Below are 17,957 nucleotides of genomic sequence, written 5' to 3'. Positions count from 1 at the left end.
GAAAGCCGGGCCGTCACCGAACGTCAGGCTGCCGCCGAAAAATCCAGGTCGAGGTCACAGAGAACCGGGACGTGGTCGGACGGCAGAGTCCAGCCGCGCGCTTCCCTGATCACTTCGGCAGCGCGCAGGGACGGCTTCAATGCCGGCGACACCCAGATATGGTCGAGGCGCCGCCCGCGATCCGCGGCGGCCCAGTCGCGCGCGCGGTAGCTCCACCACGTGTAGAGCTTCTGGTCGGGCGGCACGAAATGCCGCACCGCGTCGTGCCAGGCGCCGGCCGTCTGCATGCGGCCGAATCGCTCGACCTCGACCGGCGTGTGGCTGACGACTTTCAGCAGCTGTTTGTGCGACCAGACGTCGGTTTCCAGCGGCGCGACGTTGAGGTCGCCGACGAGCACGCGCTTCGCCGCCGGATCGAGATGCCGCGCCATCCACTCGGTCAGTTCGTCCATGAAGCGGAGCTTGTGGGCGAACTTCGGATTGGCGACGGGGTCGGGAATGTCGCCGCCCGCGGGGATGTAGAAGTTGTGGATCGCCGTCCCGTCGGCCAGTTCGGCGAAGACGTGACGGCAATCGGTCTGTTCGCACCAGTTCAGCGTCCCGGCGTTACGGAGCGGCAACCGCGAGAGGATCGCCACCCCGTGATACGCCTTCATGCCGCTGACGACCTGGTGCTCGTAGCCGAGCTGCCGGAGCGCGTCCGCCGGGAAACCGTGGTCCTCGACCTTGATCTCCTGGAGGCAGAGCACGTCCGGCCGACGCTCGGCCGTCAGCCGGGCGATGATATCCAGCCGGATGCGCACGGAATTGATGTTCCATGTCGCGATTCTGGTCGAAACCATCGGGAATGCGTGGTTCAGGCGACGGAGACGGTGAGGTCGCCGAGGCCCGCCACGGTCGCTTCCAGCTTGTCGCCGCGCTTCACCGGGCCGACGCCTTCGGGCGTGCCGGTGAAGATCAGGTCGCCAGGCTTCAGTTCGATGAGGCCGGAGAGGTAGGCGATGGTGTCCGGGATGTTCCAGATCATCGCGTCGATGTCGCCGTCCTGACGGACCTCGCCGTTGATCTTCAGCGTGATCCGGGCGGAGGAGGGGTGGCCGGTCTCGGTGGCGCGGCGCAGCGCTCCGCACGGCGCCGAGGCGTCGAAGCCCTTCGCCATGTCCCACGGGCGGGCCATCTTCTTCGCCACGTCCTGGATGTCGCGGCGGGTCAGGTCGATGCCGACGGCATAGCCGAAGACATGGTCGAGCGCCTTGTCGGCCGGGATGTCCTTGCCGCCCGACTTCAGTGCGACGACGAGTTCGACCTCGTGGTGCAGGTTGTCGGTCGCGACGGGGTAGGAGAAGGTCGTGCCGTCCTGGACGATCGCATCGGCTGGCTTCATGAAGAAGAAGGGCGGGTCGCGCTCGTCGTTGCCGAGCTCACGAGCGTGGGCTGCGTAGTTGCGGCCGACGCAATAGATGCGGCGCACCGGGAAACGCTCGTCGCTGCCGACCACGGGCAGGCTGGTGTGCTCCCAGGCGGGGATGGCGTAACGGGTCAAGACTCGTCTCCTCGGGGCTGCGTGTCGGCTTCGCTCCGGCCTTGCGACTCCGGCCACGCATTGAGGCCGCCCGACGCCGGACCGTGGGCTTCTAGCATGACGCGCGCCACAGGGTACAGCCAGAGGCTGGTGCCTCGGAACGAGCGCTGGCGGGTGGGACGCGCATGGGCTAGGAGTCGTGCCCGGCGCATGAGCCTGCGCCGCTATGCGTGAGGGCGTGCCCGTGGCCTCCGTTTCCGAAAGCCGCATCGACGCGCTGCTGGCCAGGATGACGCTGCCGGAGAAGCTGGGGCAGCTGACCATGGTGTCGGCGGACTTCGCCGTCACCGGCCCGACCGTCTCCGACAACTACGTGTCGGAGATCCTCGCCGGAGCCGCGGGAAGCATCCTGAACCTCTATGGCGGCGAGGCCACGCGCGGCATGCAGCGCCTGGCGGTGGAACAGACGCGACTCGGCATCCCGCTGCTGATGACCTTCGACGTGGTGCACGGGCACCGCACCATCTTCCCGGTGCCGCTCGGCGAGGCCGCGGCGTTCGATCCCGACCTGTGGGAACGGACCGCCCGCGCCGCCGCGATCGAGGCGTCGGCGGACGGCCTGGCGCTGACGTTCGCGCCGATGCTCGACGTCTGCCGCGACCCGCGCTGGGGCCGGATCGTTGAGGGACCCGGCGAGGATCCGTGGCTGGCCAGCCGCTTCGCCGAAGCCAAGGTCAGGGGCTTCCAGGGGCCGGACCTCACGGCAGAGGACAGCGTCGCGGCCCAGGCGAAGCACTTCACCGCCTATGGCGCGCCGCTCGCCGGCCGAGACTACGCGCAGGTCGACGTCTCGGAGCGGATGCTGCACGAGACCTATCTGCCGCCGTTCGCCGCCGCGGTCGCCGCGGGCGTGCCGGCGATCATGCCGGCCTTCAACGACATCGCCGGCGTCCCGATGACGGCGAACCGGCCGCTGCTGACCGAACTGGTGCGCGAGCGCTGGGGCTTCGACGGGGCGATGATCAGCGACTACGGCGCCATCGGCGAGCTGATCCAGCACGGCATCGCGGCCGACCTGGCCGAAGCGGCGGCGCTGGCGCTGCGCGCCGGCGTGGATATCGACATGATGTCGGGAGCGTATGCGCGGGGCCTGCCGGTGGCGCTGGAGCGCGGGCTGGTCGACATGGCGGACATCGACGCGGCCGTGCGGCGGGTCCTCGCGCTGAAGGAGCGGCTGGGCCTGTTCGACGATCCCTACCGCCGCGGCGCCGTTCCGCTGCCCGAGGGCTGGCGCGTCGCCTATCGCGGCCTCGCGCGGGAAGCCGCGTGCCGGTCGATGGTGCTCCTCACCAACCGCGACGCCGTCCTGCCGGTTGCCGACTCGGTGCGCCGCATCGCCGTGATTGGCCCGCTGGCGCATGCCCGGCGCGACATGCTCGGCTCCTGGTATGGCGCCGGCAACCACGACGCGGCGATCACCTTTCTGGACGGGTTGCGGATCGCGATGGCCGACCGGGACCTGACCTACGAGGCCGGGCTGCCGCTGATCCCGGGCGATGCGCCGGACGACGACAGGATCGCAGAGGCCGTGGCGGCGGCGCGCGGGGCGGACCTCGTCCTGCTCTGCATCGGCGAGACGGCGTCGCTGAGCGGCGAGGCGGCGAGCCGCGGCCGGCTGGAACTGCCGGACCGGCAGGAAGAACTGGCCCGCGCCGTCCTGGCCGCGGGCACGCCGGTCGTGGTGGCGCTCGTCTCGGGCCGGCCGCTGCCGTTGCCATGGCTGTTCGAGCAGGCGGCGGCGGTGATCGCGACGTGGTTTCCGGGGGACGAGGCCGGCAACGCCCTGGCGGACATCCTGACGGGCGCCTGGAATCCGACGGGACGGCTGCCGGTATCCTGGCCGACCGACGGGGGGCAGATCCCGATCTTCCACGCGCGCCGTCCGACGGGCCGGCCCGCCCATCCCGACAACCACTACACCAGCAAGTATCTCGACCTGCCGGTGGAGCCGCAGTTTCCCTTCGGCCACGGCCTGTCCTATGCGCAGTTCGTCTACAGCGATCTGCAGGTGTCGCCGCCCGTCTTCCGTGCCGGGGACACGCTCGCCGTCGAGGTCGAGGTCGGCAACGTGGGGCCGGTCGCCGGAGAGGAGACCGTGCTGCTCTTCGTGCGCGACAGCGTCGCCTCGATCGCGCGGCCGATCATGGAACTGAAGGGCCTGGCGCGAGCGGTGCTGGAGCCGGGAGAGGCGCGCCGCGTCAGGATCATGCTGCCGGTGGCCGAGCTGGCGCTGGTCGGGCCCGACATGGAGCCCGTGCTGGAGCCCGGTGAATTCCGGTTCTTCGTCGGCCCCGCCGCGGACCCCGCGCGTCTGCTGGAGGCGACGGTCCAGCTGGCTTGAGGCGCGGCCGTCCGGGCGTTCTCCGCCTCAGAAGGGCTGGGGACCGCCGGTCAAACCCGCAGCCAGCATGGCCGCACCGAACAGCGCAATGGCGAGGGCACCGGATGCGGCGAGGACGGTGTGGACGCGCGCCAGTCCGGCGCCGCTCCCGGCCATCCGCAGCGCCAGATCGCGCGCGCCCACGCTGAGGATCGCGAGCACGGAGACGGTGATGGCCGTTCCGACCGCCATCGCGATGGTCCCGGCGACGCCGGCCAGGAAGACCCCCTGCGCCACGCTGAACAGCAGGAGGATCACGGCGCCGCTGCAGGGCCGCAGGCCCACGGCGGCCACCATCGCGAGGAACCCGCGCCTGTCGTCGCGGGCCGCGGCCGGCGGTGCGTGATGATGATGGTGAGCGTGCCCGCAAGCATGTCCGCAGTGGCCATGGTCGTGCGAATGGCCGCCGCGCCAGAGATTGCGCAGGAGGGCGAGTCCGACCAGCAGGAGAAGCAGGTAACTGGCCATTTCGAGGTACCAGACGCTGTGCACCGTCTGAAACTGCGCCATGCCAAGGGCGAGGACGAGCACCCCGACCAGCGCCACGGCGGTCACGGCCTGGGCGGCCGATGCCGTGGCGGCGAGCAGGATCCCGCGGCGCACCTGGGCGACGTTCGCCAGCAGGTAGGACGTGATCACCACCTTGCCGTGGCCAGGGCCGGCGGCGTGGAAGATGCCGTACAGGAAGCCGATGCCGATCAGCGCGAGCATGGCGGCGCTGCTGCCCGTCGCCGCGACATCGCCGGCGGCGCCCGCCAACTGGCGATGCAGGGACGCCTGGACCTGACGGAGCTGCAGGAGATAGCGCGAGACGAGACCGGGCGGCTCGGTGGGGGCCGCTGCGGCCGACGGCCGCTCGCCGCCCGATCCGGCGGAGGGGAAGGGGCTCGCCGCCATGGCGGACGTCACGGGCGCCGCCAGCAGCAACAGCAGCAGGAGAATGAGCCGCGCGATCATCCGCACCTGACGACGTGACGGACGGGGAAGACCATGCCGAAATAGATCGGGTTGCCCAGATCCTCGCCCTTCTCGACCGCGCATCCCGCGGGCCAGTCGCCGAGCAGCCGGATGGCGCCCTCGGCCTCGGTGCTGACGTCGGTGTAGTAGCTTTGATCAAAGAGCGAGAAGGACAGTTCCGTCTTCCGCGGATCGACCGGCGATTCGAGCGGGATGGAGAAGCCGTAGTAGAGGAGCTTGCCGTGCACCTCGATTCGGAAGGCCCGGATCGACTCGATCTTCACCTCCCGGTCGCCGACGCGGAGATGCGTGAAGTAGTCGTACTCGGCGATCGACGGAACGGTCTGGGCGGCGAGGGTCTCGATCTCGTCGGGATCGAGACTGCCGTTCCGGTTCGTGTCGAAGTCGGCGGCGACCATGCCGCTGAACAGGGGGTCGAACTTCCAGACCATGGCGAGTTCGTGGATCGCCCCTTCGCGGGCGACGATCGCGACCGTCGCGTCGATCCAGATATGCGGATGCGCCGACGCCGGCGGTGCGGCGGCCAAAGCCGCGAACGCGCCGATCAGGCACCTCGTGTACCAAGCCATGCGGGCCCTCCAATCTCGTTACCTTATAACGAAGATGGAGGCGGATCCCAACCGTCGCGCTAGGCTCTCAGCGCCGGCTGCCCGGGCGCGGTGATCGGGTGGTCGAGCTTCGCCAGGATCTCCTTCGGGACGATCTGCCAGAAGTTCGCGCGTTCCCGGTGCCAGTCGACCAGAAGCTGTTCGGCGAAGCGCGACTGGGTGTGCCGGATATGCTGCTGGATCAGCTCGCGCAGCACCTCGGACCAATGCTCCGTCTCGATGCGCTGCCAGACGACCGATTCCGGATTGATGCGCTTGCCGATGGTGTCGCCGGGGTCGTAGACGAAGGCCATGCCGCCCGTCATGCCGGCGGCGAAATTGTCGCCGACGGATCCCAGGATCACCGCCGTGCCGCCAGTCATGTACTCGCAGCCGTTGGCGCCGCAGCCCTCGACCACGGTCGTGGCGCCGGAGTTGCGCACGGCGAAACGCTCGCCGGCCTGCCCCGCGGCGAACAACTCGCCCGCCGTGGCACCGTAAAGGACGGTGTTGCCGATGATCGTGTTGAGGTTAGTGACCAACGGACTGGCGGTCGAGGGCCGCACGACGATCGAGCCGCCGGACAGCCCCTTGCCGACATAGTCGTTGGCGTCGCCGAACACTTCGATGCGGATGCCCTGGACGGCGAAGGCGCCGAGCGACTGGCCGGCGGAGCCGCGCAGCCGGAGGGTGACGTGGCCCGGCTGCAGCCCCGTCATCCCGAACCGGCGCGTCACCGCCGAGGAAAGGCGAGTGCCGATGGCGCGCTGCGTGTTCCGGATCGTGTAGGCCAACTGCATCTTCTCGCCCCGCTGGAAGAGCGGTGCGGCATCGCGCAGCATCTGCGCGTCGAGCGTGTCGGGCACCTCGTTGCGTTCGACCGTGCAGGTGTTGCCGTAGTCCTTCGTGACCGCGGACTTCACCAGGATTCCGTTGAAGTCCAGGTCGTCGAGGTGGGCGGCGCCGCGGCTGACCTGGCTCAGCAGTTCCGTGCGGCCGACGATCTCCTCCAGCGAGCGCGCGCCCAGCGACGCCAGGATCTCGCGCACCTCCTCGGCGACGAAGGAGAACAGGTTGACGACCTTTTCCGGCGTCCCATCGAACTTTGCGCGCAGCTTTTCATCCTGCGTGCAAATGCCGACCGGGCAGGTGTTGGAATGGCACTGCCGCACCATGATGCAGCCCATCGCGACCAGGGACGCGGTGCCGATGCCATACTCTTCGGCGCCGAGCAGTGCGGCGATGACGACGTCGCGGCCGGTCTTGATGCCGCCGTCCGTCCGCAGCCTGATGCGATGCCTGAGGCGGTTCATCATAAGTACTTGATGAACCTCGGAAACGCCCATTTCCCAGGGCACGCCGACATACTTGATGCTCGACTGCGGCGAGGCGCCGGTGCCGCCCGAATGGCCGGAAACGAGGATGACGTCCGCCTTCGCCTTGGCGACGCCGGCGGCGATCGTGCCGATGCCGCTGCGCGCGACCAGCTTCACGCAGACGCGCGCCTCGGGGTTGATCTGCTTCAGGTCGTAGATGAGCTGCGCCAGATCCTCGATCGAGTAGATGTCGTGGTGCGGCGGGGGCGAGATCAGCGTGACACCGGGCGTCGCGTGCCGTAGCCGGGCGATCAGGCCCGAGACCTTGATGCCGGGCAGCTGGCCGCCTTCGCCTGGCTTGGCGCCCTGGGCGACCTTGATCTCGATCTCGGAGCAGTTGTTCAGATACTCGGCGGTCACGCCGAAGCGGCCGGAGGCGATCTGCTTGATCGCGGACGACGCGTTGTCGCCGTTCGGGCGCGGCGTGTAGCGCGCCGGATCCTCGCCGCCTTCGCCGGAGTCCGACTTGGCGCCGATCCGGTTCATGGCGATCGAGAGGGTTTCGTGCGCCTCCGGGCTGAGGGCGCCGAGCGAGATGCCCGGTGCCACCAGCCGCTTGCGGATCTCGGTTACCGATTCGACTTCCTCCAGCGGCACGCCTGCCGCCGGATAGCTGAAGTCGAGCAGGTCGCGCAGGTGGATCGGCTGCAGCCTGCGGACGGCTTCCGAATAGCGCTTGTAGGTGGAATAGGAGTCGGTCGCGACGGCGGTCTGCAGCGTGTGCATGAGGTTGCCCTCGAAGGCGTGCAGTTCGCCGCTCTGCCGGAACTTGTAGAAGCCGCCGACGGGCAGGGAGACCGTCTCCTCGTCCCAGGCGCGCTCGTGCAGTTCCAGCACTTTCTGCTGGATGCCGGCGAGGCCGAGGCCCGAGATCCGCGAGGTCATGCCGGGGAAGAACTCGGCGACGAGCGCGCGGGACAGGCCGACCGCCTCGAAATTGTAGCCGCCGCGGTAGGAGCTGATCACCGAGATGCCGAGCTTCGACATGATCTTGAGCAGACCGTCGTCGACCGCCTTCTTGTAGCGCGCCACCGCCTGGTCGAGGGTGAGGGGCGCCAGCAACCCCCGGCGATGCCTGTCGGCAATCGATTCCTGCGCCAGATAGGCGTTGACGGTGGTGGCGCCGACGCCGATCAGCACCGCGAAATTGTGCACGTCGAGACAGACGCCGGTGCGGACGTTCAGCGACGTGAAGGTACGCAGGCTCTGCCGGACGAGGTGCGTGTGCACCGCGCCGCAGGCGAGGATCGTCGGGATCGCGGCACGTTCTGCGCCGACCGCCTTGTCGGAGAGGACGAGGTGGGAGCAGCCGCCGCGGACGGCGTCCTCGGCTTCCTGCTGGATCCGCTCGATCGCCTGGCGCAGCGCGTGTTCGCCGCCGCCGATGTCGAACGTCGCGTCGATGTCGCCGCAGGTGTCCGCCATGTAGCGGCGCATGGCGTCGAACTGCGCGTTGGTCAGGACCGGCGACTCGATCTGCAGCAGCCGGCACTGCGCCTCGTCCTCCTCGAGGATGTTGCCGAGGTTGCCGAGTCGGGTGGCGATCGACATCACGTGGCGCTCGCGCAGCGAGTCGATCGGCGGATTCGTGACCTGGCTGAAGTTCTGCCTGAAGAAGTGGTGCAGGCCGCGGTAGCGGCTCGACAGCACCGCGACGGGCGCGTCGTCGCCCATCGAGCCGACCGGCTCCTTGCCGTCCTCGGCCATCGGCTGGAGCACGGTCTCCAGGTCCTCGATCGTCCAGCCGGCCGCCAGCTGCCGGCGGCGCAGCTCCTCGCGCTCGAGCTCGGCCGTCTCCGCCACGTCGCGGCCCGCCACCTTCTCCAGGTGGACGATGTTCCTGATCCACTTGCGGTAGTTGCGGCGCTTGGCGAGCATCTCCTTCAGCTCGGTGTCGCGCCACAGCCGGCCCTCGACGAGGTCGACGGCGATCATCTGCCCCGGCCCGAGCCGGCCCTTCTCGACGACGTCCTCCTCGGGCACGCGCACCATGCCCGCTTCGGAGCCGGCGATCAGCAGGCCGTCCTTGGTGATGCTGTAGCGCATCGGCCGCAGGCCGTTGCGGTCCATGCCGCCCAACACCCAGCGCCCGTCATAGGCGGCGAGGGCGGCCGGGCCGTCCCACGGCTCCATGATCGCGTTGAAGTAGCTGTAGAGCGCCTTCACCTCGTCGGAGAGGAGCTGGTTGTTCGCGGCGGCCTCCGGCACCAGCAGGGCCTTGGCCGCCGGCAGGTCGCGGCCGGCGCGGATGACGAGCTCGAACACCGAGTCGAGCGCCGCGGAATCCGAGCTGCCGAGCTGGACGATCGGCTTCAGGTCTTCGATCTGCTGGCCGAACTTCGGGCTCGCCAGGCGCGGCTCGTGGCTCTTCATCCAGTTGACGTTGCCCGACAGGGTGTTGATCTCGCCATTGTGGGCGATCACCCGGAACGGCTGCGCCAGCCGCCATGTCGGGAAGGTGTTGGTCGAGTAACGCTGGTGATAGACGGCGAAGTTCGAGACGAACCGCTCGTCGAGCAGGTCGGGGTAGAATTCGGTGAGCTGCTCGGCGAGGCAGAGGCTCTTGTAGATGATCGAGCGGCTGGACAGCGAGCAGACGTAGAAGTCCGGGATGGCGGCGGCCAGGGCGGCCTTCTCGATCCGCCGCCGGATGACCATCAGATCGATCTCGAACTGCTCGGCGTCCACGCCGCGGCTGTTCGCGATCATGATCTGCTCGATCTCGGGCCGCGTAGCGTTGGCCTTCTCGCCCAGCGCCTCGGTGTGCACCGGGACCTGCCGCCAGCCGTAGATCGTGTAGCCGAACTTCAGGATCTCGCTCTCGACGATGACGCGGCAGCGCTCCTGGCCCGCCATGTCGGTGCGCGGCAGGAACAGCATGCCGACCGCGAGGATGTCCTCCTTCGGCTCGTGTCCGATGCGCTTGATGTGCTGGCGGAAGAACGCGTGCGGTATCTGCACGTGGATGCCGGCGCCGTCGCCGGTCCGGCCGTCGGCGTCGACGGCGCCGCGATGGAAGATCGCCTTCAGCGCCAGCAGCGCGCTGGCCACGACGGCGCGGCTCGGCTTGCCGTCGAGGGCCGCGATGAAGCCGACGCCGCAGGCGTCGCGCTCCTGCGCGGGGTCGTACAGCCCGGCGGCAGCCAGCCGTTCGGCGTTCGCCCGGAACTCGGCGACGAAATCCTCAGCGGCGATGTCCGCGGGAGAGAGGCTGGGGGCGGAAGGCATGCGGTCCATCATCACCTCCGTCAGGAGGCCAGCTTGACCGGCGCGGCGCCGATCTTGGCCTGGATGTAGCTGTGGATGGCTTCGGCGGCATCGCGGCCGTCGCGGATGGCCCAGACGACGAGCGAGGCGCCGCGGACGATATCGCCGGCGGCGAAGACGCCGTCGAGGCTGGTCATGCCGGTGGCCAGTTCGGCCCGAATGGTGCCCCAGCGGGTCACCTTCAGCTCGGGAGCACCGAAGAGCGCCGGCACGTCCTCCGGATCGAACCCGAGCGCCTTGATCACGAGGTCGGCCTCGATCGTAGCAGCGGAACCTTCGATCGGGACGGGAACCTGCCGGCCGGTGGCGTCGGCGATGCCGAGGTGCATGCGGATGATGCGGACGCCGGCCACGGTGTCCTCGCCGACGAAGGCCTCCGGCGCGGAGAGCCAGACGAACTCGACGCCCTCCTCCTCGGCATTGCGCACCTCGCGCTGCGAGCCCGGCATGTTGGCGCGGTCGCGGCGGTAGAGGCACTTCACCGAGGTAGCGCCCTGACGGACGGCCGTCCGCACGCAGTCCATGGCGGTGTCGCCGCCGCCGATGACGACCACGCGCTTGCCGTTCGCGTCGAGCGAGCCGTCCTCGAAGGCCGGGACGGAGTCGCCGAGGCCCTTGCGGTTGCTGGCGACGAGATAGTCCAGTGCCGGAACGACGTTGCCGAGCCCGACGCCGGGTGCCATCAGCTCGCGCGCCTTGTAGACGCCGGTCGCGATCAGGATGGCGTCGTGGCGGCCGCGCAGCTCTTCCAGGCTGGCGTCGCGGCCGACCTCGAAGTTGAGGTGGAAGGTGATGCCGCCTTCCTCGAGCAGGCGCCAGCGCCGCAGCACCACGTCCTTTTCGAGCTTGAAGCCGGGGATGCCGTAGATGAGCAGGCCGCCGACGCGGTCGTGCCGGTCGTAGACATGCACCTGGTAGCCCTTGCGGCGGAGCTGTTCCGCGGCGGCGAGGCCCCCGGGGCCCGCGCCGACGATGCCGACCGACTCCGGCCGCTCGCGGCGCGGCCGCGGCGGCTTCACCCAGCCTTCGGCCCAGGCCGTCTCGGTGATGAAGCGCTCGACCGTGCCGATGGTGACCGATTCGAAGCCCTTCTCGATGACGCAGTTGCCCTCGCAGAGACGATCCTGCGGGCAGATGCGGCCACAGACCTCGGGCATGTTGTTCGTCGAGGCGGCGATCTCGTACGCCTCCTCGAGCCGGCCTTCCGCCGTCAGGCGCAGCCAGTCGGGGATGTTGTTGTGCAGCGGGCAGTGGATCTGACAGTAGGGCACGCCGCATTGCGAGCATCGCGCGGCCTGCACGGCAGCCTGCTCGCGGGCGAACTCCTGATAGATCTCGTTGAAGTCGGTCCGGCGCGCCTCGGGCTCCCGCTTCTCGGGCATGGCCTTCGGCACGTCCGTGAACTTCAGCATGCGTTCAGCCATGCCATCCTCGGACTTGTCTCTGCGGAATATGACGGCCTGCACGGATCTCGCGAAGGATAATCGACAAAACAGGGAAGCATAACTGCCATAATATCACGGACCAAGCCCGCTGTTCGGCACACAGCATGGCGCATGCGAGATCAGGGGCGAAAATTATACCCGTATCGGGCCTATTGCAGGAGTGCGACACGTCGCACGTCCCCGTCTTTTCACTTGCAATGTTCGGTCCATTTCGCGAGAGCTTCGGCGTGCTCAATCCCGAGTCCCGTCCCCTCGACAAGTAAAGCGCTGCATGACGTTGACCGAACTGGCCGAGGCTCTCCTGCTCGGCATCGTCGAAGGGCTGACAGAATTTATTCCCGTCTCCTCGACCGGCCACCTCATCCTCGTCGGCGAACTCCTCGGCTTCGAGGGGCCGCCGGGCTTCGTCTTCGAGGTCGTGATCCAGCTGGGCGCGGTGCTCGCCGTCTGTCTCGTCTATGGCGCGCGGCTCGCGCACATCGCCGCCAGTCTCGGCCGGTCGGCCGAGGCGAGGCAGTTCGTGGCAGCGGTGTTGATCGCATTCCTGCCGGCCGCAGTGATCGGCTTCTTCGCCCACGGCTTCATCAAGGGCGTGCTCTTCTCGCCCTACGTCGTGTGCGTGAGCCTGATCCTCGGCGGTATCGCGATCCTGGTGATCGAACGCAATCTGCCGACGCCGCGCATCTTCTCGGTCGAAGGCATGTCTCGGCGCACGGCGCTCGGGATCGGCTTCGTCCAGACGCTCGCCATGATCCCGGGCGTGTCCCGGTCGGGGGCGACCATCCTCGGCGCACTGCTGCTGGGCGTCGATCGGAAGACGGCCGCCGAGTTTTCCTTCTTCCTGGCGATACCGACGATGCTCGGCGCGGTCGTCTACGACCTGTACAAGAACCGCGAGTCGCTGAGCATGGACGGCACGCTGACGATCGCCGTCGGATTTGCGGCGGCGTTCGTCGCCGGGCTGGTTGTCGTGCGGTCGCTACTGGCCTTCGTCGGCCGCTACGGCTTCGCGCCGTTCGGCTGGTACCGGATCGTGCTCGGTCTCGGGATGCTCGCGTTCCTGACGATGGCGTGAGCGCCGCCGTCAGCGTCAGCGGCCGCGGCGCGACCTGACGAACCGGCCGCCCTTGCGGAAGCGCTCGAGATAGGTCGGCAGGATGACCTCGATGGCGGTCGGAGCCACCCCGAGGTCGGTCAGCCCGGGCAGCGTACCGCTCACGACATTGTCGTTCTGCAGCAGCTTGACCTGATCGCGCGTCAGCGGCGCATTGGGCAGCTTTTCCAGGATGCGCGCCTGGAAGTTCGCCAGCCCGAAGGAGAGCGGCACCAGGCAGCGCTTGCGCTCGACGATCTGCAGCATGAGTTCCATCAGCTCGCGGAAGCTGTAGATCTGCGGCCCGCCGAGTTCGTAGGTCTGTCCGGCGGTCGCCGGGTCGCGCAGGATCTTCATCAGCGCATCCGCGACGTCGCCCACGACCACCGGCTGGAAGCGCGTCTTGCCGCCGCCGATCAGCGGCAGGGCAGGGAAGAGCTGCGCCATTTGGCCGAACCGGTTGAAGAAATCGTCTTCGGGGCCGATCACGATGCTGGGCCGCACGATCGTCGCTTCGGGGAAGGCGGCGCGCACCGCCTCTTCGCCGGCCGCCTTGGTGCGGGCGTACTCCGAGGCCGACCGGGCGTCGGCGCCGATGGCGGACATCTGCACCAGCCGCGCGACGCCGGCCTCGCGTGCGGCAGCGGCGACGTTGGCGGCACCTTCCGCCTGCACGCCCTGAAAGGTCTGCTTGCCGCCCTCCTGAAGGATGCCGACGAGGTTGACGACCGCCTCCACGCCGGCCACGGCAGCCCGGACGGAGGCCGGGTCGCGGACGTTGGCAGCGACCGGCACGATCTGACCGACGGCGCCGAGCGGCTTCAGGAAGTCCGCATCGCCCGGGCGGCGCACCGCAACCCGGACCACGGTGCCCTCGGCCGCGAGACGCTTCACGAGATACCGGCCGATGAAGCCGGATCCTCCGAAAACGGTGACGCGGCGATGGAACATACTTCCCCCTTAAACGATCGCGGGACGGCGGGGCGACCCGCTGCAGCCGGCGCATATTATCGGCTGCGCGCCCACCGGCAAGCAAAGCCGCCATAAGCCGCCATATCGGGCGGGACGGATGGTGGATGGAACGTCAGCCGGAGGTGGACGTCGCACCCGGCTGATAGCCGAGAAGGCCCTTGCGGCGATAGAGCCAGGGATACTGCGAGACGATCTTGCGGACATGGGTTATCCGCCAGGCAAACAGCCCGATGGCGACCATCAGCACGAGGTCAATCAGGAAGCCGGGCAGCGCCAGCAGCTCACCGTCGAACAGTGCGAACAGCAGGAAGCGTGCGGCCATGGCGAGCAGCAGACCGTAGGGTCCGAGCTGCCAGACCGGCTTCCAGGACGCCGCGACCGCCTGCCCCGTCATGAAGGCAGCAAAGCCCATGAGGACGACGACGAGGCCCAGATAGGCCCCGGGCGAGGCGCCGAACAGATCGGTCATCGTACCGGCTCCGGCGCATGCCCGCCTTCGAGATAGGCGGCGCGAACCTCGGGGTTGCCGAGCAGTTCGCGCCCCGTGCCGGTCATCGTGATCGAGCCGTTGACCATCACATAACCGCGGTGGGCGAGGCGCAGGGCGTGGAAGGCGTTCTGTTCGACCAGGAAGACGGTCATGCCCTCTGTGCGGTTGATCTCGCGCACGACATCGAAGATCTGGCGAACGATCAGCGGGGCCAGTCCCAGCGACGGTTCGTCGAGGAGGAGCAGGCGAGGGCGGCTCATCAGGGCGCGACCGATGGCCAGCATCTGCTGCTCACCGCCCGACAGCGTCCCGCCCCGCTGCATCCGGCGCTCACGCAGACGGGGGAACAGGCCGAAGATGCGCTCCAGGTCGGCGTCGAAATGCTCGGGCGGCGCGGTGAGGGCGCCGAGCTGAAGATTCTCGGTCACGGTCATGTGCGGGAAGATCCGGCGGCCTTCCGGCGACTGGGCGATGCCGCGACGCACGATCGTGAACGTCTCCTCCCGCGTGATATCCCGTCCTTCGAAGCGGATGCTGCCGCGCGCCGCGCGCGGATTGCCGCAGATGGTCATCAGCAGGGTCGACTTGCCGGCGCCGTTCGCGCCGATCAGCGTGACGATCTCGCCCTGGCGCACGTCGAGGTCGATGCCCTTCAGCGCCTCGATGTGTCCGTAGAAGGTGTGGACGCCGCGCAGTTCGAGCATCACTGCATCCCTCGCGGCAGATCCTGCGCCACCTCTTCGGGCAACTCCTCCTCCTCGTCGGTGCCGAGATAGGCGCGGATGACGGCTGGGTCGTTGCGGATCGCCTCCGGCGCGCCGTCGGCGATCTTCCGGCCGTAATCGAGCACGACGATATGGTCGGATATGCCCATGACGACGCTCATGTCGTGCTCGATCAGCAGGATGCCGACGCCATGGTCGCGCCGGATGTCGAGCAGGATCTCGTTGAGCTCGGCCGACTCGCGCGGATTGAGGCCGGCCGCGGGCTCGTCGAGGCAGAGCAGCGCCGGTTTGGTGCACATCGCCCGGGCGATCTCCAGGCGCCGCTGCGCGCCGTAGGGCAGGTTGCCGGCCTCCCATTCGGCGCGGTCCTCGAGGCGCATCCGGTGCAGCCAGTAGCGCGACAGTTCGATCGCCTGCCGCTCGGCGCGGGTGAAGCTCGGCAGGCCGAGCAGTCCGGCGATCGAGAAGACCGACGCGCGCATCAGTTCGGTGTGCTGCGCCACCATCAGGTTTTCCAGCACGGACATGCGCGAGAACAGGCGGATGTTCTGGAAGGTCCTGGCGACGCCCGCCTCGCGCGCGATGCGGTCGCCATCCATCTGCTCCAGCAGGAACCGGCCCTTGCGGGGGTTGCTGAGGGTGAGGCGGCCGACGGTCGGCGGGTAGAAGCCGGTCAGGCAGTTGAAGACCGTGGTCTTGCCGGCGCCGTTCGGCCCGATGATCGCGGTGATCTCGCCGGGCGCGGCCTCGAACTCGAGGTCGTCGACCGCGACGAGACCGCCGAAGCGCATGGTGAGGTGTTCGACCCTCAGCAGGGGATCGGTCATGCGGACTGCTCCGCTGCCGGCGGTCCGTCCGAGAGGCGCACGGTCGGCTCGCGATGCGCGAGCAGGCCGCGCGGCCGCCAGATCATGATCAGCACCATCGCGCCGCCGAACAGCAGCATGCGGAACTGCGCCAGTTCGCGCGCGAACTCCGGCAGCAGCACCAGGAACAGGGCTGCGATGACGACCCCGGTCTGGCTGCCCATGCCGCCGAGAACCACCACGGCGAGGATGAGCGCCGATTCGAGGAAGGTGAAACTCTCCGGGCTGATGAACCCCTGGCGCGTGGCGAAGAACGCCCCGGCGAAACCGCCGAACATGGCGCCGATCGCGAACGCGGAGAGCTTGGTGATCGTGGGATTGATACCGAGCGCCCGGCAGGCGATCTCGTCCTCGCGCAGCGCCTCCCAGGCACGGCCGACCGGCAGGCGGCGAATGCGCAGGGTGAAGAGGTTGGTGATCAGCGCCAGCACCAGGATCACGTAGTAGAGGAAGATCAGCCGGTGCATCGGCGAATAGTCGAGGCCGAACGTGGCGGCGAAGCCGCCTTCGCCGCGCGAGAACTCCAGTCCGAAGAAGCTGGGCCGGGGAATGCCTGACAGGCCGTTCGGCCCGCCGGTGAAGTCGTACCAGTTGAGCAGGATGATGCGGATGATCTCGCCGAAACCCAGGGTGACGATGGCGAGGTAATCGCCGCGCAGGCGCAGGACGGGGAAGCCCAGCAGCACCCCCAGGAACGCCGCGAGGATGCCGGCGACGGGCAGGGCGGCCCAGAAGGACACGTCGAAATGGATCGCGAAGAGGGCGAAGCTGTACGCCCCGATAGCGTAGAAGGCGACGTAGCCGAGATCGAGCAGGCCGGCCAGGCCGACCACGATGTTCAGGCCCCAGCCGAGCATCACATAGATCAGCACCGTCGTGCCGAGGTCGACATAGTAGCGGTCGGCGAACGGCAGCAGCGGCATGGCCAGGCCGAACGCCAGACCGATCATGCCGACGATGCGCAGATGCGATTTGGTATTCTCGCCGAGCCGGACGAAGCGCCGCTTCGGCCGGCTTCCCCAGTGGCGGGAGCCCTGCACGAAGATCAGCAGCAACCGCCCGGCGAAGACGGCGGCGACCGCCACGGCGACCCAGCCGAAGCGGGTGTCGATGCCGAGGCCGTCGATCCGCTCGACCGTCTGGAAGCCGACGAGGGGAATGGCGAGACCCAACGCCACGAGGGCCGCCAGCCCCGCCTCCTTCAGTGCGGCGACGACGTCGATGCGCGGCGCTGGCTCGGGATGCGCGGCCATCAGACCTTCTCGACCTCCGGCCGACCCAGCAGACCGGTCGGCTTGAAGATCAGGACGAGGACGAGGATCGAAAAGGCCGCCACATCCTTGTATTCGCTGTCGAAATAGGCGGCCCAGAAGGCTTCGATGAGGCCGATGAGCAATCCGCCCAACATGGCGCCGGGCAGGGAGCCGATGCCGCCCAGTACCGCGGCCGTAAAGGCCTTCAGCCCGGCGAGGAAGCCGATGAAGAAGTCGATGACGCCGTAGTAGAGGGTGACCAGCAGCCCGGCCACCGCCGCGAGCGCGGCGCCGGTGACGAAGGTGAGCGAGATGGTTCGGTCGACATTGATGCCGACGAGGCCGGCCATCAGCCGATCCTGCTGGCAGGCACGCTGGGAGCGGCCGAAGGGCGTGCGCGTGATGACCGCCCAGAAGCCGATCATCAGCGCCAGCGTCGTCGCCATGATGATGATCTGCAGGTAGCTGAGCACCACCGTGAAATCACCGGAGTCGGCGACGACGAAGCCGCCGGTGATAACGGGCTGCAAGGGCTTCACACGTGCGCCCTGCAGGATCTGCACGTAGTTCTGCAGGAAGATCGACATGCCGATCGCCGAGATCAGCGGTGCCAGGCGGAACGATCCGCGCAAGGGCCGGTAGGCGATGCGCTCGATCGCCCAGCCGTAGATGGACGTGAAGAGCATCGCCGTGATCAGCACGATCAGCAGGGCGAGCGGGATCCAGGTAAGGCCGATCGTCCCCAGGACGAGAAAGGAGATCAGCGACACGAACGCACCGATCATGAAGATCTCGCCGTGGGCGAAGTTGATCATCCCGATGATGCCGTAGACCATCGTGTAGCCGATGGCGATCAGTCCGTATATCGCTCCCAGCGTCAGCCCGTTGATGAGCTGCTGGAGAAAATACTCCATACCCCCCGCACCCCGCATTCGGCGGCCCG

General features: G+C 68.4%; 14 protein-coding genes. 2 read left to right on the top strand and 12 right to left on the bottom strand.

Annotated features, from left to right (window positions below):
• Positions 1 to 23 precede the first annotated feature (23 nt).
• Both ABIE65_RS14185 and ABIE65_RS14180 read right to left on the bottom strand, forming a co-directional pair.
• The gene (locus ABIE65_RS14185; RefSeq protein ID WP_354078522.1) at positions 24 to 842 is read right to left on the bottom strand and encodes an exodeoxyribonuclease III; all 819 of its coding nucleotides are present in this window, start codon (positions 840 to 842) and stop codon (positions 24 to 26) included.
• Positions 843 to 856: 14 nt separating this feature from the next.
• A complete protein-coding gene (locus ABIE65_RS14180; RefSeq protein WP_354078521.1) occupies positions 857 to 1,543 on the bottom strand; it encodes a fumarylacetoacetate hydrolase family protein in 687 nt (228 codons plus the stop codon).
• 223 nt (positions 1,544 to 1,766) lie between these two features.
• On the opposite strand from ABIE65_RS14180, the gene ABIE65_RS14175 reads away from it, so the two are divergent.
• Positions 1,767 to 3,923, top strand: a complete 2,157-nt coding sequence (locus tag ABIE65_RS14175; protein ID WP_354078520.1) for a glycoside hydrolase family 3 N-terminal domain-containing protein — start codon at positions 1,767 to 1,769, stop codon at positions 3,921 to 3,923.
• A 27-nt stretch (positions 3,924 to 3,950) separates the two neighbouring features.
• Here ABIE65_RS14175 and ABIE65_RS14170 read toward each other — a convergent pair whose 3' ends face one another.
• The 4 genes from ABIE65_RS14170 to ABIE65_RS14155 are packed head-to-tail and all read right to left on the bottom strand — an operon-like array spanning position 3,951 to position 11,594.
• On the bottom strand, positions 3,951 to 4,919 hold the full coding sequence (locus tag ABIE65_RS14170; protein WP_354078519.1) for a nickel/cobalt transporter: 969 nt from the start codon (positions 4,917 to 4,919) through the stop codon (positions 3,951 to 3,953).
• Positions 4,916 to 5,509 (bottom strand): DUF1007 family protein, encoded by a 594-nt coding sequence (locus ABIE65_RS14165; protein ID WP_354078518.1) that lies wholly within the window; start codon positions 5,507 to 5,509, stop codon positions 4,916 to 4,918. Before ABIE65_RS14165 ends, ABIE65_RS14170 begins: the two co-directional genes overlap by 4 nt.
• 59 nt (positions 5,510 to 5,568) lie before the next feature.
• A complete protein-coding gene (gene gltB, locus ABIE65_RS14160) occupies positions 5,569 to 10,140 on the bottom strand; it encodes a glutamate synthase large subunit (protein WP_354078517.1) in 4,572 nt (1,523 codons plus the stop codon).
• Positions 10,141 to 10,151: 11 nt separating this feature from the next.
• Positions 10,152 to 11,594 carry an NAD(P)-dependent oxidoreductase gene (locus ABIE65_RS14155; protein ID WP_354078515.1) on the bottom strand — a complete coding sequence of 481 codons (1,443 nt, stop codon included), beginning with the start codon at positions 11,592 to 11,594 and terminating at the stop codon, positions 10,152 to 10,154.
• 292 nt (positions 11,595 to 11,886) lie between these two features.
• On the opposite strand from ABIE65_RS14155, the gene ABIE65_RS14150 reads away from it, so the two are divergent.
• Positions 11,887 to 12,690 (top strand): undecaprenyl-diphosphate phosphatase, encoded by an 804-nt coding sequence (locus ABIE65_RS14150; protein WP_354078514.1) that lies wholly within the window; start codon positions 11,887 to 11,889, stop codon positions 12,688 to 12,690.
• A 15-nt stretch (positions 12,691 to 12,705) separates the two neighbouring features.
• On the opposite strand, the gene ABIE65_RS14145 is transcribed toward ABIE65_RS14150, so the two are convergent.
• From ABIE65_RS14145 to ABIE65_RS14120, 6 genes are all read right to left on the bottom strand, one after another.
• Positions 12,706 to 13,659, bottom strand: a complete 954-nt coding sequence (locus tag ABIE65_RS14145; RefSeq protein WP_354078512.1) for a complex I NDUFA9 subunit family protein — start codon at positions 13,657 to 13,659, stop codon at positions 12,706 to 12,708.
• 133 nt (positions 13,660 to 13,792) lie between these two features.
• Positions 13,793 to 14,149, bottom strand: a complete 357-nt coding sequence (locus tag ABIE65_RS14140; protein ID WP_354078510.1) for a DUF6867 family protein — start codon at positions 14,147 to 14,149, stop codon at positions 13,793 to 13,795.
• Positions 14,146 to 14,874 (bottom strand): ABC transporter ATP-binding protein, encoded by a 729-nt coding sequence (locus tag ABIE65_RS14135; RefSeq protein ID WP_354078509.1) that lies wholly within the window; start codon positions 14,872 to 14,874, stop codon positions 14,146 to 14,148. The genes ABIE65_RS14140 and ABIE65_RS14135 overlap by 4 nt, the downstream gene beginning before the upstream one ends.
• A complete protein-coding gene (locus tag ABIE65_RS14130; protein WP_354078507.1) occupies positions 14,874 to 15,722 on the bottom strand; it encodes an ABC transporter ATP-binding protein in 849 nt (282 codons plus the stop codon). Before ABIE65_RS14130 ends, ABIE65_RS14135 begins: the two co-directional genes overlap by 1 nt.
• Entirely contained in the window at positions 15,719 to 17,014 is a 1,296-nt protein-coding gene (livM, locus tag ABIE65_RS14125; protein ID WP_354078506.1) for a high-affinity branched-chain amino acid ABC transporter permease LivM, read from the bottom strand. Before livM ends, ABIE65_RS14130 begins: the two co-directional genes overlap by 4 nt.
• Positions 17,014 to 17,928 (bottom strand): ABC transporter permease subunit, encoded by a 915-nt coding sequence (locus tag ABIE65_RS14120; RefSeq protein WP_354078504.1) that lies wholly within the window; start codon positions 17,926 to 17,928, stop codon positions 17,014 to 17,016. The genes livM and ABIE65_RS14120 overlap by 1 nt, the downstream gene beginning before the upstream one ends.
• Between the last annotated feature and the right edge of the window lie 29 nt (positions 17,929 to 17,957).

The sequence above is a fragment of the Constrictibacter sp. MBR-5 genome (assembly GCF_040549485.1).
Lineage (GTDB): Bacteria > Pseudomonadota > Alphaproteobacteria > JAJUGE01 > JAJUGE01 > Constrictibacter.
This window is presented reverse-complemented; position numbering and strand designations above follow the sequence as displayed.